General features: G+C 71.3%; 13 protein-coding genes. 8 read left to right on the top strand and 5 right to left on the bottom strand.

Features of this window, described 5'->3' with window-relative positions; genetic code table 11:
- Positions 1 to 46 precede the first annotated feature (46 nt).
- Entirely contained in the window at positions 47 to 904 is an 858-nt protein-coding gene (locus BM290_RS22405; RefSeq protein ID WP_093617118.1) for an SMP-30/gluconolactonase/LRE family protein, read from the top strand.
- A 2-nt stretch (positions 905 to 906) separates the two neighbouring features.
- Here BM290_RS22405 and BM290_RS22400 read toward each other — a convergent pair whose 3' ends face one another.
- The 3 genes from BM290_RS22400 to BM290_RS22390 all read right to left on the bottom strand — a co-directional run bounded on the left by BM290_RS22400 (position 907) and on the right by BM290_RS22390 (position 5,202).
- On the bottom strand, positions 907 to 2,907 hold the full coding sequence (locus BM290_RS22400) for an ABC transporter permease (protein ID WP_093617116.1): 2,001 nt from the start codon (positions 2,905 to 2,907) through the stop codon (positions 907 to 909).
- Complete coding sequence (locus tag BM290_RS22395; protein ID WP_239144092.1) at positions 2,904 to 4,331, bottom strand: extracellular solute-binding protein; 1,428 nt, start codon at positions 4,329 to 4,331, stop codon at positions 2,904 to 2,906. Before BM290_RS22395 ends, BM290_RS22400 begins: the two co-directional genes overlap by 4 nt.
- Before the next feature lie 106 nt (positions 4,332 to 4,437).
- Complete coding sequence (locus BM290_RS22390; RefSeq protein ID WP_093617112.1) at positions 4,438 to 5,202, bottom strand: IclR family transcriptional regulator; 765 nt, start codon at positions 5,200 to 5,202, stop codon at positions 4,438 to 4,440.
- 44 nt (positions 5,203 to 5,246) lie between these two features.
- Between BM290_RS22390 and BM290_RS22385 the strand changes: the two genes are divergently transcribed.
- From BM290_RS22385 to BM290_RS22375, 3 genes are read left to right on the top strand one after another with little or no spacing between them, the layout of a single operon-like run.
- Positions 5,247 to 6,104 (top strand): fumarylacetoacetate hydrolase family protein, encoded by an 858-nt coding sequence (locus BM290_RS22385; RefSeq protein WP_093617110.1) that lies wholly within the window; start codon positions 5,247 to 5,249, stop codon positions 6,102 to 6,104.
- Positions 6,097 to 6,801: a ThuA domain-containing protein gene (locus BM290_RS22380; RefSeq protein WP_244903944.1), complete on the top strand. Its 705-nt coding sequence runs from the start codon at positions 6,097 to 6,099 to the stop codon at positions 6,799 to 6,801. The genes BM290_RS22385 and BM290_RS22380 overlap by 8 nt, the downstream gene beginning before the upstream one ends.
- Positions 6,771 to 7,862 (top strand): Gfo/Idh/MocA family protein, encoded by a 1,092-nt coding sequence (locus tag BM290_RS22375; protein ID WP_093617106.1) that lies wholly within the window; start codon positions 6,771 to 6,773, stop codon positions 7,860 to 7,862. Before BM290_RS22380 ends, BM290_RS22375 begins: the two co-directional genes overlap by 31 nt.
- Before the next feature lie 33 nt (positions 7,863 to 7,895).
- Here BM290_RS22375 and BM290_RS22370 read toward each other — a convergent pair whose 3' ends face one another.
- Both BM290_RS22370 and BM290_RS22365 read right to left on the bottom strand, forming a co-directional pair.
- Positions 7,896 to 8,462, bottom strand: a complete 567-nt coding sequence (locus tag BM290_RS22370) for a Uma2 family endonuclease (RefSeq protein ID WP_093617493.1) — start codon at positions 8,460 to 8,462, stop codon at positions 7,896 to 7,898.
- Between the two features lie 67 nt (positions 8,463 to 8,529).
- Positions 8,530 to 9,006 carry a Crp/Fnr family transcriptional regulator gene (locus tag BM290_RS22365; RefSeq protein WP_093617104.1) on the bottom strand — a complete coding sequence of 159 codons (477 nt, stop codon included), beginning with the start codon at positions 9,004 to 9,006 and terminating at the stop codon, positions 8,530 to 8,532.
- A gap of 134 nt (positions 9,007 to 9,140) precedes the next feature.
- Here BM290_RS22365 and BM290_RS22360 point away from each other — a divergent pair, with 134 nt between their 5' ends.
- From BM290_RS22360 to BM290_RS22345, 4 genes are all read left to right on the top strand, one after another.
- On the top strand, positions 9,141 to 9,647 hold the full coding sequence (locus BM290_RS22360) for a MarR family winged helix-turn-helix transcriptional regulator (RefSeq protein ID WP_093617102.1): 507 nt from the start codon (positions 9,141 to 9,143) through the stop codon (positions 9,645 to 9,647).
- Positions 9,648 to 9,651: 4 nt separating this feature from the next.
- Positions 9,652 to 10,485 (top strand): helix-turn-helix transcriptional regulator, encoded by an 834-nt coding sequence (locus tag BM290_RS22355; RefSeq protein WP_093617100.1) that lies wholly within the window; start codon positions 9,652 to 9,654, stop codon positions 10,483 to 10,485.
- A 168-nt stretch (positions 10,486 to 10,653) separates the two neighbouring features.
- Positions 10,654 to 11,568 (top strand): NADP-dependent oxidoreductase, encoded by a 915-nt coding sequence (locus BM290_RS22350; RefSeq protein ID WP_093617098.1) that lies wholly within the window; start codon positions 10,654 to 10,656, stop codon positions 11,566 to 11,568.
- A gap of 568 nt (positions 11,569 to 12,136) precedes the next feature.
- Positions 12,137 to 13,702 carry an FG-GAP-like repeat-containing protein gene (locus BM290_RS22345; RefSeq protein WP_177319843.1) on the top strand — a complete coding sequence of 522 codons (1,566 nt, stop codon included), beginning with the start codon at positions 12,137 to 12,139 and terminating at the stop codon, positions 13,700 to 13,702.
- The last annotated feature ends 44 nt before the right edge of the window (positions 13,703 to 13,746 follow it).

The raw sequence follows: 13,746 nt of genomic DNA, 5'->3' as shown, positions 1-13,746 counted from the left end.
ATCGTTACCATCTCATTGACTGACGTGACATCACCATGGAGCACCCATGATCAGGCGACACACCGCGCAGGCGGCGACCGGCTCCGCCCACTTCCTCGGCGAGGGGCCGGTGTGGGATCCGGCCCGGCAGCGGCTGCTGTGGGTCGACATCATGGCCGGTGACGTGCACGAGGGCCGGCTGGCCGGCGGCCGGATCGAGCCGGTGCGGACCTGGTCGTTCGAGCGGAGCGTCGGCGCCGTGGCGGTCTCGGCCGGCGGTGACCTGCTGGTCGCCGAGCGGGAGACACTGACCCGGGTGCATGCCGACGGCAGCCGTGCGCCGCTCGCGCGGGTGCTGCCGGCGGGGTCGCCCGGCCGGTTGAACGACGGCGCGGTCGACCCGTCCGGCCGGTTCCTGGTCGGCAGCCTCGGCACCGGCCGGGAGGTGCTGGTCCGGTTCGAGGGCGGCGGCTGCACGACGATCGACGACGACCTGACCCTCTCCAACGGGCTGGCCTGGAGCCCGTCCGGGGACCGGTTCTACAGCGTCGACACGCTCACCCGCACGGTCTACGTCCGCGACTACCCGGCGGGCGACCGGTCGGTGCTGTTCACCGTCGAGGACGGGCATCCGGACGGGCTGTGCGTGGACGCCGCGGGCAACCTGTGGCTGGCGATCTGGGGTGGCGGCCGGGTCGAGTGCCGGACACCCGCGGGCGAGCTGGTGGCGGTGGTCGAGGTGGACGCCCCGCACACCTCCAGCGTCGCGTTCGCCGGACCGGACCTGGACGTCCTGGTGATCACCACGGCCACCCAGGACATGTCCGCCGCCGATCTGGCCGCGCATCCGCTGTCCGGCCGGCTGTTCACCGCGCACGTGGGTGTCACGGGGCTGCTTCCGGCGTACTGGGATCCCGGCCTCTGATCTCATCCCTTGACCGCCCCGGCGGTGAGCCCTTCGGTGAGGAAGCGCTGCCCGAACGCATACATGATCACCACGGGGATGCTGACCAGCAGCGACGCGGCGGCCAGCTGCCCCTGCGGCACGACGTCGCCGGCGATCATCGACTGCATGCCGACGGGCAGCGTCTTGTACTCGTCCTTGGTGATGAACACGAAGGCGAAGAGGAACTCGTTCCACGCGTTGGTCAGGGTGAACAGGGCGACCGCCAGCAGACCGGGCTTGGCCAGCGGCAGCACCACCCGGCGGAACGCCTGCACCCGGGTGCTGCCGTCGACCAGGGCCGCCTCCTCCAGGTCGACCGGGATCGACGCGAAGTAGCCGGTCAGCAGCCAGGTGGCGAACGGCAGCGTGAAGGTCGGGTAGGTGAGCACCAGCGACCACAGCGAGTCGGTCAGCCGGGTCTCGATGAGCAGCTGGTAGAGCGGGATGAACAGCAGCGCGCCCGGCATCACGTAGGTCAGCAGCACGGTGACGGTGAAGCCCTGCGCCCCGCGGAACCGTAGCCGGGCCAGCGCGTAACCGCCGAGGGCCGCGCAGAGCAGGGCCACCGCCGTCGACGCCGCCGACACCATCAGGGTGTTGAGATACCAGCGACCGAACGGCTGGTTGGTGAAGAGTGCCCCGAACTGCTCCAGCGTCCACGGGGTCGGCCACAGGTCGCTGTCGCGCATGACGACCTGGGTCTCGGACTTGAACGCGGTGACCGCGATCCAGTACATCGGGCCCAGCACGAAGGCGAGCAGGCCGGCCAGCGCGACACCGGAGCCGACTCGCGACACCACCGCGGAGGCTCGGCGGCCGCCCCGGTCGCCGAGCACCGACACCACCTTGCCGACCGCGGCGGCGATCAGCAGGATCACCCCGAGGACCACCGCCGCCTTCCAGAAGATGTCCGGCGACGCCCAGAACAGCAGGCCGGTGACGACCGCGGTGACCACCCAGGGGAACGCCGTGCGGGTCGGGCCGGTCCACCGCGGCGGCCGGTTGCCGGCGTCCTGGCGCAGCAGCCGGACCAGGACGAACACCAGCCCGGCGATGATCGGCAGCATCACCAGCGTGACGGCCGCGCCGGCGCCGTACTGCAGCTGCAGGATCGCCTTGGAGTAGGCGATCAGCACGTACGGCGCGGTCACGTCGCCCGGGCCGCCCTGGGTGAGCAGCCAGATCAGGTCGAAGTTGTTGAACGTCCAGATCGACGAGAGGGTCACCGTCACGGTGATCACGTGGCGCAGGCCGGGCAGGGTGACGTGCTGGAACTGCTGCCAGGGCGAGGCGCCGTCGATGGTGGCGGCCTCGTAGTGCTCGGCGGGGATCGATTTGAGCCCGGCGAGGAAGCAGACGGTGAAGAACGGCACGCCCTTCCACACGTTGACCAGGATCACCGACGGCATGGCCAGTGCCGGATCGGAGAGCCAGCCGGCCGGCCAGGTGTCCACCAGGTGCAGATCGGCCAGCAGCGGGCCGATGCCGGAGCTGGTGAGCAGGGTGTTGACGCTGCCGAAGATCGGGTCGAACAGCGACCGCCAGCTGAACGCGGTGACCACCGTCGGCACCACCCACGGCACCAGCAGCAGGCCGGTGATCAGGGCGCGCCCGCGGCGCAGGCGGTGCAGGAGCAGGGCTGCGGCCAGGCCCAGGACGACCTTGAACACCTCGGCGTAGGCGGTGAAGACGAAGGAGTTCACCACGCCGGTACGGAACTGCTGGTCGCCGGGGAGCGCGAGGTAGTTGTCGAGCCCGACGAAGACGCTCTCCGCGCCGTGCCGCTCGGTGGTGCTGGTGATGAACGACTGGATGATCGGCACGAGCACGAGCGCGCCGACCAGGATCGCGGTGGGCGTCAGGAACAGGACCGCGAGCCGCCAGTCGCGGCCCAGGCGGCGCTGGACCGGGGTGAGGGAGCCGGGCCCCGGTGGAGACGTCCCCTTCTCCACCGGGGCCGGCGCGGTGCGGAGTGAGCTCACTGCGGCAGCCCCTGCTGGGAGAAGATCTGCACCATCTTGGAGTGCGCGTCCTTGACCGCCTGCGCGGGCGCCGCCCCCTGCACGACCTGCTGCATCATGTCGGTCAGGACGTAGGCCGCGACCACCGCCTGCTGGCCGGCGCTGGCCTTCTGCGGGAAGGACAGCCCGTTCTTGGTGGGCAGCGGCAGCGTCTGCTGGGACATGTTGCGCAGCATCGGGAAGGCCGGGTCGCCGCCGCTGAAGAACGGGTCGGCGTCCCACACCTTCGCCCACGCGGGCATCGCCAGGCCGGGCGCCTCCTTGGCCACGCCGACCAGGGCGGGCGCGGTGATCAGGTACTGCGCGAGGAGCCTGGCCAGGGCGCCGTTCTTGGCGCCCTTGAAGACGACGAAGCCCTGCGACTGGCCGAGCAGCAGCGACTTGTCGGTGGCCGGGCCGATGCAGTCGGAGAAGACGTGCGTGTTGCCGTACACCGGATTCTTCTTGGTCTTGGAGTCGGCGTAGACGCTGAAGCTGTTGCGGGTGTAGCCGAGGACCCCGGCCAGCCAGTTCTCGTTGTTGCTGGTGTCGGTCCAGCTGTCCACCCCCGGCGGGAGCATCGCCTTGTACTTGGGGTTGGTGTAGATGTCGCCGAGGAAGGTGACGGCCTGCACGGTCTCCGGGGTGTCGAAGGTGACCTTGCGGCCGTCGTTGGAGGCGATCGCCCCGCCGTAGGAGTTGATCAGCGCCTCGATCATGCCGTTGCCGTCGCCGGAGCGGTTGACGGTCATGCCCCAGCCGAACCGGCGCTTGCCCGGGTCGGAGATGGCCAGGCACACGTCGCGCAGCTCCTCCCAGCTGTAGACGTCCTTCGGCGTGATGCCCTTCTCCTGCATCCAGTCCTTGCGCAGGAACGATCCGATCCCGATGAAGTGGTACGGGATCGCGAACCACCTGCCGTCGAAGACGCAGAAGTTCTTGGCCTCGGCACAGGGCTCGCCGTACACCTTGGTGAGCGCCTCGACGATGTCGGTGACGTCCTCCAGGTCGCCCAGCGCGTGGAACTGCGCGACGAACCGCGAGTCGGTCATGAACGCCAGGTCGCGGGCCACACCACCCTCGACCTCGGCGTGGATCTTGGCCACCACGTCGCCCGCGTCGGCCTGGACCAGGTTGTTCTCGATGGTGGTCCCGGTGGCCTCGGCGAACTTCTTGATCGACGCGTCGAGCTGCTCGTTGGCCGCCGTCGAGTACAGCTTCTGCGACAGCATGCCCATCGAGGTGCCCTTGACCGCCACGGCGGCGTCGAGCAGCTCCTTCGGCACCTCGGCCGCCACCTTGGGTGGAGTGTCGGAGCCGCCGCCGCACGCGGCCAGCCCGGCCGCGCCGAGCACTCCCACGCCCATCCCCAGAAAGCCGCGCCGGGACCACATCGCTTTATCCAAGGCCACTCACCCCTTTGTTCGAGATTTCGAACGTGGTTCGATATACCGTATCGGGTGGACGCGACGCTAGGACAGACCCACGAGAGGTGTCAATGTTTCGAGTCGGTTATCGGCGCTGGTATCCCATCCGGGCCGACAGCGAGTCCGCGCCGTCCCGGACCAGCTCGGTCCACCGCGGCTGCGCCTGCGGGGTCCAGCGGATGATCGGCGCGGAGACGCTCATCGCGGCGACGGCGGCGCCGGAGTGATCCCGGACCGCCGCGGCGACACAGCGCATCGCGGTGTCCGACTCGCCCATGTCGACGGCCAGACCGTCGGCGCGGACCCGGTCGAGCTCGGCGCGCAGCCGGTCCGGGTCGGTGATGCTGGCCGGCGTCATGCCCGCCAGCGGCCCCGTCGCCAGCACCGCGTTCAGGCTCGCCCGGTCGAGATCGGCCAGCAGCACCTTGCCGACGGCGGTGCAGTGCGCCGGCAGCCGCAGCCCCACCCCGGACACCATCCGGACCGGGTGCGTGCTGTCCACTTTGACCAGGTAGACGACATCGGCGCCGTCGAGCACCGCCACATGCACCGCCTCGTCGCACGCGGCGGCCACGCCCCGCGCGACGCTCTGCGCCTCCCGGACGAGGTCGAGCCGCCCGGCGAAGGCCGAGCCGAGCTGGAACAGCGGCATCCCCAGCCGGTACCGCACCGGCTGACCGGGAACGACCACCAGGTACGACCGCTCCACCAGGGTGACCAGCAGCTCGTGGACGGTGGTGCGGGGCAGGTCCAGCCGCTCGATCACCTCACGGGCCGACAGCTCCGGCCGGTCCAGGAACAGCTCGAGGATGTCGAGCGCGCGGATGACCGCCGGTACCACACGGGCCACGTCGATAGTCCTTTCGATCTCGCCACAGATTAACGGAGGGTCACATGCCGATCTCTCTACACCACCTGCGTACCGGCTGGGCGGTGTGCCAGGACGGCTCCTGGGCCGAACTCGATCACACCCTCGCCGACCTGCTCGCCATGCCGGTGGGCCGGGCGCGGAAGGTCGTCGAGGCCGCCGCCGGCAACGTTTCCGGCGACCTGCGCTTCCGCGGGATCAGACCGCCCGTCGACCAGCAGGAGATCTGGGCGGCCGGGGTGACCTACCGGCGCAGCCGCGACGGACGCCGTGAGGAGTCCGGGCACGGGGCACTCTACGACCACGTCTACACCGGCGACCGGCCGGAGATCTTCTTCAAGTCCAGCCCGTGGCGGGTCGTCGGCGACCAGGACACGGTCGGGATCCGCGCCGACTCCGGCTGGGACGTGCCCGAGGCCGAGATCGGGCTGGTGCTCAACGCCGGCGGCGAACTCTTCGGCTACACCCTGGGCAACGACATGAGCAGCCGCTCGATCGAGGGCGAGAACCCGCTCTACCTGCCGCAGGCCAAGATCTACGACCGGGCCTGCGCGATCGGACCGGCGATCGTGCCGAGCTGGGCGGCCGGGCCCGGCCCGTTCGAGATCGGGCTGCGGGTGCTGCGCGACGGCGGCGAGGCGTACACCGCGACCACCTCCACCTCGGCGATGGCCCGCAGCTTCCAGGACCTGGCCGCCTGGCTGTTCCGGGCGCTGAGCTTCCCGGCCGGCGTGGTGCTGCTGACCGGGACCGGCATGGTCCCGGACGCCGACTTCACCGTCCGCGCCGGCGACACGATCGAGATCTGGTGCCCGGAACTCGGGATACTGACCAACCGGGTCGTCGCGGTGGGCCGGGATTTGATAGGCGTTGATGATGGCTAACGCTCTGGTGGTCCGCGGCGGCTGGGAGGGTCATCGTCCGGTCGAGGCGACCGAACTCTTCCTGCCGTTCCTGACGAAGAACGGCTACGACATCCGGATCCACGACTCGCCCGCGGTCTACGCCGACGCCGCGGTCATGTCCGAAACCGATCTCATCGTGCAGTGCATGACGATGTCGACGATCGAGCGTGACGAGGTGAACGGGCTGCGCGCGGCGGTCGCGGCCGGCACCGGGTTCACCGGCTGGCACGGGGGCATCGCCGACTCGTACCGCGCCTCGTCCGACTATCTGCAGCTGGTCGGCGGCCAGTTCGCCACCCACCCCGGCAAGGAGCCCGGCTGCCTCGTCCACGACGAGACCGACAACTTCCTGACCCACACCATCGATCTCACCCCGCTCGGGCGGGAGCACCCGATCACCGCCGGCCTGTCCGATTTCACCCTGACCACCGAGCAGTACTGGGTGCTGCACGACGACCTCTGCGACGTCCTCGCCACCACCACCCATCCGGTCCAGCCCTGGCACCCGTGGCACCGGCCGATCGTCTCCCCGGCGATCTGGACCCGGCAGTGGGGCGAGGGCCGGATCGTCGTCAGCACCCCCGGGCACAGCCTCGACGTGCTCGCGCACCCGTCCGTCCGTACCGTCATCGAAAGGGGCATGCTGTGGGCGAGCCGCACCGGATCGGCATCGTAGGCGCCGGGTGGATCTCCGGCGCCTACCTGGAGACCCTGCGTGACCATCCCGCGGTGACCATCGCCGCGGTCGCCGACCTCGACCCCGCCCGGGCCGCGGCGGTCGCCGACGGCCTTCCCGGCTGCCGCGCGCTGCCGTTCGCCGACCTGCTGGCCGACGACTCGATCGCGACGATCCTCAACCTCACCGTCCCCGCCGCGCACGCCGAGGTCGCCGCCGCGGCGATCAAGAGCGGCAAGCAGGTGTACGGGGAGAAGCCGCTCACCTCCGACATGACCACCGCGCGCACCCTGCTCGACGAGGCCGCCGAACGGGGCGTGACGATCGGGTGCGCCCCCGACACCGTCCTCGGCACCGGGGTGCAGACCGCCCGTGCCGCCGTCGACGCCGGAGCCGTCGGCCGTCCCCTGTCGGCGGTCGCGGTGATGGCCACCCCCGGCCACGAACGCTGGCACCACCAGCCCGACTTCTACTACCTGCCCGGCGGCGGCCCGCTGCTCGACATGGGCCCGTACTACCTGACCGCGCTGATCCACCTGCTCGGCCCGATCGTCGCCGTCACCGGCGCCGCGTCCCGCCAGCGCACCACCCGCGTCGTCGGCAGCGGGCCACGCGCCGGCGAACGCATCCCGGTCGAGGTCGACACCCACGTCACCGGGGTGCTGCATCACGCGGGCGGCGCGCTGTCCACCATCACCACCAGCTTCGACGCGGTTCGTACCACGGCCGCGCCGATCGAGGTGCACGGCGAGACCGGCACCATCGAGGTCCCCGACCCCAACCATTTCGCCGGCGACGTGCGCCTGTTCGAGCTGGGCGCCACCGACTGGCGCACCCTGGAGCCGTCGGCCGGTTACGCCGGCTCGTCCCGCGGCATCGGCCTGCTCGACATGCTGACCTCGGAGACCCCGCGGGCGAGCGGCGCCCTGGCCCTGCACGTCCTCGACGCGATGACGTCCCTGCTCCACTCGGCCGCCGAGGGCCGCCGCATCGACCTGACCACCACCGTCGAACGCCCCGCCGCACTCCCCCTGATCCCCGCCGCCCGGTGGCGCGGCTGACGACACTCCGGAAGACGCGGACCGGCCGCCGGGTCAGATGTGCCCGAGATCGACCTCGACGGCGAACGGCGCGGTCACCACGACCACGCCGGTGAAGACCTCGCTGTCGCGGTAGCGGCCGGTCGCCGGATCGAGAACGTACGTGTAGACGAGGGGCGCGCCGGTCACCGCCTGCTCGACGCGCCAGTAGAACGGGATCCCGGCTCGCGCGTACTGATCGGTCTTGACGATGCGGTCGGTGGTCTCCGAACCGGGCGAGACCACCTCGACCACCAGGAGCACGTGCTCCGGCCGGGTCGGCGAGATGTCGATGGTGTCCGCCCGATACACGGTCACGTCCGGACGGCGATTGTTCAGCGGCACGTCCTGGAGGCGAACATCGAAGTCCGTGTCCGCGTTCCAATCGGGTCCCGCGGCGTCGTCCAGAGCGTTCGCCAGCAACCGGGCGAGGCGATTGTGCCGCTTGGACGCGCTCGGCCCGGCGCAGACCATGCCGTCCATGATCTCGACGTCGGCGCGCTGCTCCTCGGTCCAGGTCGCGTACTGCTCGGCGGTGATCTGCTCATGCATCCAGGCCGGCGTGACCATCTCGGCAGTCATGAACACCCCTGGCATACGATCGGCCACCGGAACTCAACATACCGCGGCTCCGATCAGGACTGCGGCGTCAGAGGTCGGCGCGGTGGCCGGTCTCGCGCCGGCAGTCGGCCAGGCGGCGGCGGGCCGCGTGCAGGCGATCGCCCATCACGCGCAGGAAGCGGGTGGTGAGCTCGTGGCCCAGGCCGGGGTCGCTCTGCAGCAGGGCGCGTGTCTGCGGGCCGTTGAACGCGAGCACCTCCGTGGTGTGGATCGAGACGGCGCCGAACTGCCAGCGGTACGGCGGGAACAGCCACGAACAGCCGAGGACCGCCGGGGCACGCAGGGTCTCCAGGACGAAGCTGTCGTACCCGGGCACCTCGCAGTCGAGAAAGACGCGGCCCTCGGTGATCAGCCAGAACTCCTCGGCGGGGGCGCCCTCGCGGAAGATCCGGTTCCCGGCGTGGAACATCGACCGGCTGGTCAGCGGTGCCAGCAGGCTCAGTTGATGGTCGGTGAGACCGGCCAGGAAGGGCTGTTCCGCGAGTGTCTCGACGGTGGTCCGCACGTCTCCTCCTCGGGTGGGGCCGGCCGATACCTCGACGCTAGGACCGCGGGGTACGGCACGGGCAGGACTATCAGACCCGTCGGCCGGGACCGACGGTCCACGCTCTTCGAATTCGAAGCACGTAGGATCGTGCGATGAGCGAACCCGCGGCCGGCCTGAACTCGGAACAGCTCGGGGCGTACTTCGCGCTGATCGAGGTCGGCAGCCTTCTGCAGTACGCGGTGGACGAGCATCTGCGCGCCGACGGCGATCTGAGTTACGTGCAGTTCCAGATCCTGGCCCGGCTGGTCGACGCCCCGGACGGGCGGCTGCGGATGACCGATCTTGCCGACGGTGTGGTGTACAGCCGCAGCGGCCTCACCTATCAGGCGGGGCTGCTGGACAAGCGGGGCCTGATCACCCGTGCGCCGTCGGCGGACGACGAGCGCAGCGTGATGGTGACGGTCACCGGCGCCGGGCGGGAGCTGGTCGCCCGGGTGCTGCCGGGGCACGTCGAGCGGGTCCGGGAGCTGCTGTTCGCCTCGATGACCGAGGCCGACCTCGCCGGGCTCGGGTCGATCCTGGGCCGGGTGCGTGATCACATGCGGGCCGTACCCCCGAGGTCGGCGAAGCCGCGGGCCGGCCGCAAGCGGACCGGCTGACCGGATGGACCGGGCTCTGCTCGCGGACTTTCTCCGGGCCCGCCGGGAGGCGTTGCAGCCGGAGGACGCCGGGCTGCCCCGGGGCTCGCGCCGCCGGACGGGCGGGCTGCGCCGGGAGGAGGTCGCGGCGCTGGCCGGCATGTCGGCCGACTACTACAGCCGGATCGAGCAGCAGCGCGGCCCGGCGCCGTCGGAGCCGATCATCGCCGCGCTGGCCACGGCGCTGCAGCTGAGCCCGGGTGAGCGGGAGCACCTGTTCGCGCTCAGCGGGCATTCGGCGCCGCGCCGGGTGCGGCGTGACGTGCGGGCCAGTCCGGCCATGTCCCTGATCATCGAGCGTCTCGCGGACGTCCCGGCGATCGTGCTCTCCCGCTTCGGGGAGGCGCTGCTGCAGACCGGGCCGGCGGTGGCGCTGCTCGGCGACTACACCCGGTTCACCGGCATGTCCCGTTACCTGGCCTATCGCTGGTTCACCGATCCGGCGCAGCGTGCGCTGTATCCGCCGGAGGATCACGCGACCCGGGCCCGGGTGTTCACCGCGGAGCTGCGGGCGGCGTACACAGCGGATCCGGCGGGCACGGCCGGGGAGATCGTCGAGGCGCTGCTGGCCGTCAGCCCCGCGTTCGCCGAGGTCTGGCGGCGGCACGAGGTGGACGTCACCCACCACAACGATCTCAAGCGCTACCGGCATCCGGAGGAAGGCGAGCTGGAGCTGTACGCCCGGCGGCTGGTGGATCCGGACGAGGACCAGGAGCTGCTGGTCTTCACGGCCGCGCCGGGTTCGCCGAGCGAGGCGAAGCTGCAGCGGCTCATCCAGGGACGAATCGTCCGCGGATAACTGCGGCCTGCCCCCGGTCCCCGGGTCGCGCGACGCTTGACCGGTCGGCGGCGCCCGGGTGTCGGCCGGCTCACACCATCACCCACTTGCTTCGAATTCGAAGCGAGCTATGGTTCAGGAGTGCTTCGAATCCGAAGCACCAACGGTCGAAGAGGCGAGGGCAAACCCATGAAGGCAATGCGATTCCATGCGTACGGCGACCCGACCGTCCTGCGTTACGAGGACGTCGACCAGCCCGTTCCCGCCGCCGGCCAGGCGCTGATCCGGGTTGCGGCCACGTCGTTCAACGGCGTCGACGGCAACATCCGCGCCGGTTTCATGCAGGGCCCGATCCCGGTGGCGCTGCCGCACACGCCCGGCATCGACGTGTCCGGCACCGTGGCGGCGCTCGGCGACGGCGTGACCGGCCTCGCGGTCGGCGACCGGGTCGTCGGCTTCCTGCCGATGACCGGTGACGGCGCCGCCGCCGAGTTCGTGACGGCTCCGGCCGAGATCCTGGCGCCCGCGCCCACCACCATCGACCTGGCCGACGCCGCCGCGCTGCCGACCGTCGGCCTCACCGCCTGGCAGGCGCTGTTCGACCACGCGAAACTCACCGCCGGCCAGCGGGTCCTGATCAACGGCGCCGGTGGGGCGGTCGGCGGCTACGCCGTGCAGCTCGCCAAGATCGCCGGGGCGCACGTGATCGCCACGACCAGCGCCCGCACGGCCGACCGCGCGAAACTGGCCGGCGCCGACGAGGTCATCGACCACACCACCGTCGACCCGGTCGACGTGGTGGTCAACCTCGCCCCGATCGACCCGGACCGGCTGGCCGCCCTGCTCGGCGTGATCCGCCCCGGCGGCGTCCTGGTCAACACCACGGTGTGGATGCCCGCCCCGAGCGACGAGCAGCGCGGTGTCCGCGGCATCGACCTGTTCGTCCGCAGCGACGCCGCCCAGCTGGCGCACCTGGCCGGGCTCGTCGACTCGGGCGAGCTGCGGGTCGAGGTCGTCCAGCGGGTCCCGCTCGCCGACCTGCCGTCCGTGCACGCCCAGGCCGCCGCGGGCACGCTGCCCGGCAAGACGGTGATCGTCGCCTGATCCGCCCCCACCGTCCGGCTCCCGACGGGCCCACCATCCGGCTTCCAGCAGGTCCGGCCCCCGGGCAGGCCACCACCGTCCGGCTCCCGACGGGCCCCACCATCCGGCTTCCAGCAGGTCCGGCTCCCGGGCAGGCCACCACCGTCCGGCTCCCGGCAGGCCCGGAAGCCGGACGGCCGCACCACTCGCGGCCGGCGCCCGGCACGACCCGCCGGACGCCGCGGAACCCCCGAGGAGATCAGCGACGCGGCGGCAGGGCTGCTCTCCGGGCGCGACGGAGGCATCACGACGGCCCGTTCCGCTCAGCCACGCCCGGTTGCTGATGTCACAGGGGGGCCGGTTTACTTCAGCTCGGTGCTCATCTATGTTTTGGGGCGCTACTCGGTCCACGGGGGGATCGACGCGACCGATTTGCGTGCAAGTTTTTGTCTGCCTTTCCACGTGCCCTCCCTCGGTGTGCCTTTTGTGCCTGTGCGCCCGGCTCGGAGTTCACGGTTCGGATAGGGTGCCGCTCTTCTCCGGCCCGGGCGCTCGACGGCTCATGTCGACTTCTGCCTGGAGGACAGCTTTGCTCAAGAAACGTGCCCTGTCGGTGCTCACCGTGGGCGCCGCGGTGGCGGTCACGCCGTGGGCCGCGGTGCCCGCCCTGGCGGCGACCGCGACGACGGCAAGCGCCTACGGATTCGTCACCAAGATCGAGGTCGGCACGCCGGGCGCGGCGGACGCCCGCGCCTGCACCGGCGCCCTCGTGCGCGCGGAGTGGGTGGTCACCTCCGCCGCCTGCTTCGCGCAGAACGGCGTGCCGATCGCCGACGGCGCGCCGCCGCAGGCGACCTCGGTCACCGTGGGCCGCCCCGACCTGTCCACCACCGGCGGCCAGGTGCTGGCGGCCACCCGGGTCGTGTCGCATCCCGACCGTGACGTGGCCCTGGTCCAGCTGGTCCGCCCGTCGACCACCGGCGCCACCATCGGGCTCGGCGCCACCGCGCCGGCCGCCGGGGAGGCGCTGCGCCTGGCGGGGTACGGGCGTACCCGTACCGAATGGGTGCCCCGCGTGCAGCACGCCGGTGACTTCACCGTCGCATCGGCGCCGGCGACCGCCTCGCTCCAGCTGGACAACCAGCCGGACACCACGGTGTGCAAGGGCGACGCGGGCGGCCCGATCTTCCGCGAGGCCGGCGGGAGCGCGCAGCTCGTCGCCGTGACCAGCACGGGCGGGCAGCAGGGTTGTGTCGGCGCGGCGAGCGACGCGCCCGCCGGGGCGGTCGGCGCACGGGTCGACGACATCGCGGCCTGGGTGACCTCGGTGACGACGCCGGTGACGGTCCTGCCGGCGAACAGCGGCGACGTGCACACCGGCAGCGGCCGCTGGGCCGACTTCGACGGTGACGGCAAGGACGACTACCTGTTCATCCAGGCCAGTGGCGCGGTCGACGTCTACCTGAACCGGGGCGGCGGCAGCCGTGGCTGGCTGCCGCTGGGCCAGGTGGCGCGGGGCGTCACCACCGACCGCAGCAAGGTCCGGTTCGCCGACTTCGACGGCGACGCCAAGGCCGACTACCTGCTGTTCGACGACGCCGGCGCGGTCACCCTCTACCTGAACCGCGGCGGTGACGGCGCGGGTGGCTGGCAGAACCGCGGCAAGGTCGCGTCCGGCGTCACCTCCGACCGTAGCAAGGTCCGGTTCGCCGACCTGAACGGCGACGGCAAGACCGACTACCTGATCGTCCAGGACACCGGCCAGGTCGACGCGTACGTCAACATCGGTGGCGACGGCGCGGGCGGCTGGCAGAACCGCGGCAAGGTCGCGTCCGGTCTCTCCACCGACCGCACCAAGGTCCGCTTCCACGACTTCGACGGCGACGGCAAGGACGACTACCTGCTGTTCGACGACAACGGCGGGGTGACCGTCTACTTCAACCGTGGTGGTGACGGCGCGGGCGGCTGGCAGAACCGCGGCAAGGTCGCGTCCGGCCTCACCAAGGACCGCACCCTGGTCCGCTTCCAGGACTTCGACGGCGACCGCAAGGACGACTACCTGCTCATCAACACCGCGAGCGGCGAGCCCACGTCCGTCTACCTCAACCGTGGCGGCGACGGCGCAGGCGGCTGGGAAGTCCTCCAGCGCAGCTGAATCACCGACCCGGCCGGGCGGTGTCCTCGACCCGTGGGTGAGGA

This window comes from Actinoplanes philippinensis (genome assembly GCF_900113015.1).
In the GTDB taxonomy this organism is placed as follows: Bacteria; Actinomycetota; Actinomycetes; order Mycobacteriales; family Micromonosporaceae; genus Actinoplanes; species Actinoplanes philippinensis.
The sequence above is the reverse complement of the archived record's forward strand: the minus strand, read 5'-3'. Positions and strand labels throughout refer to the sequence as shown.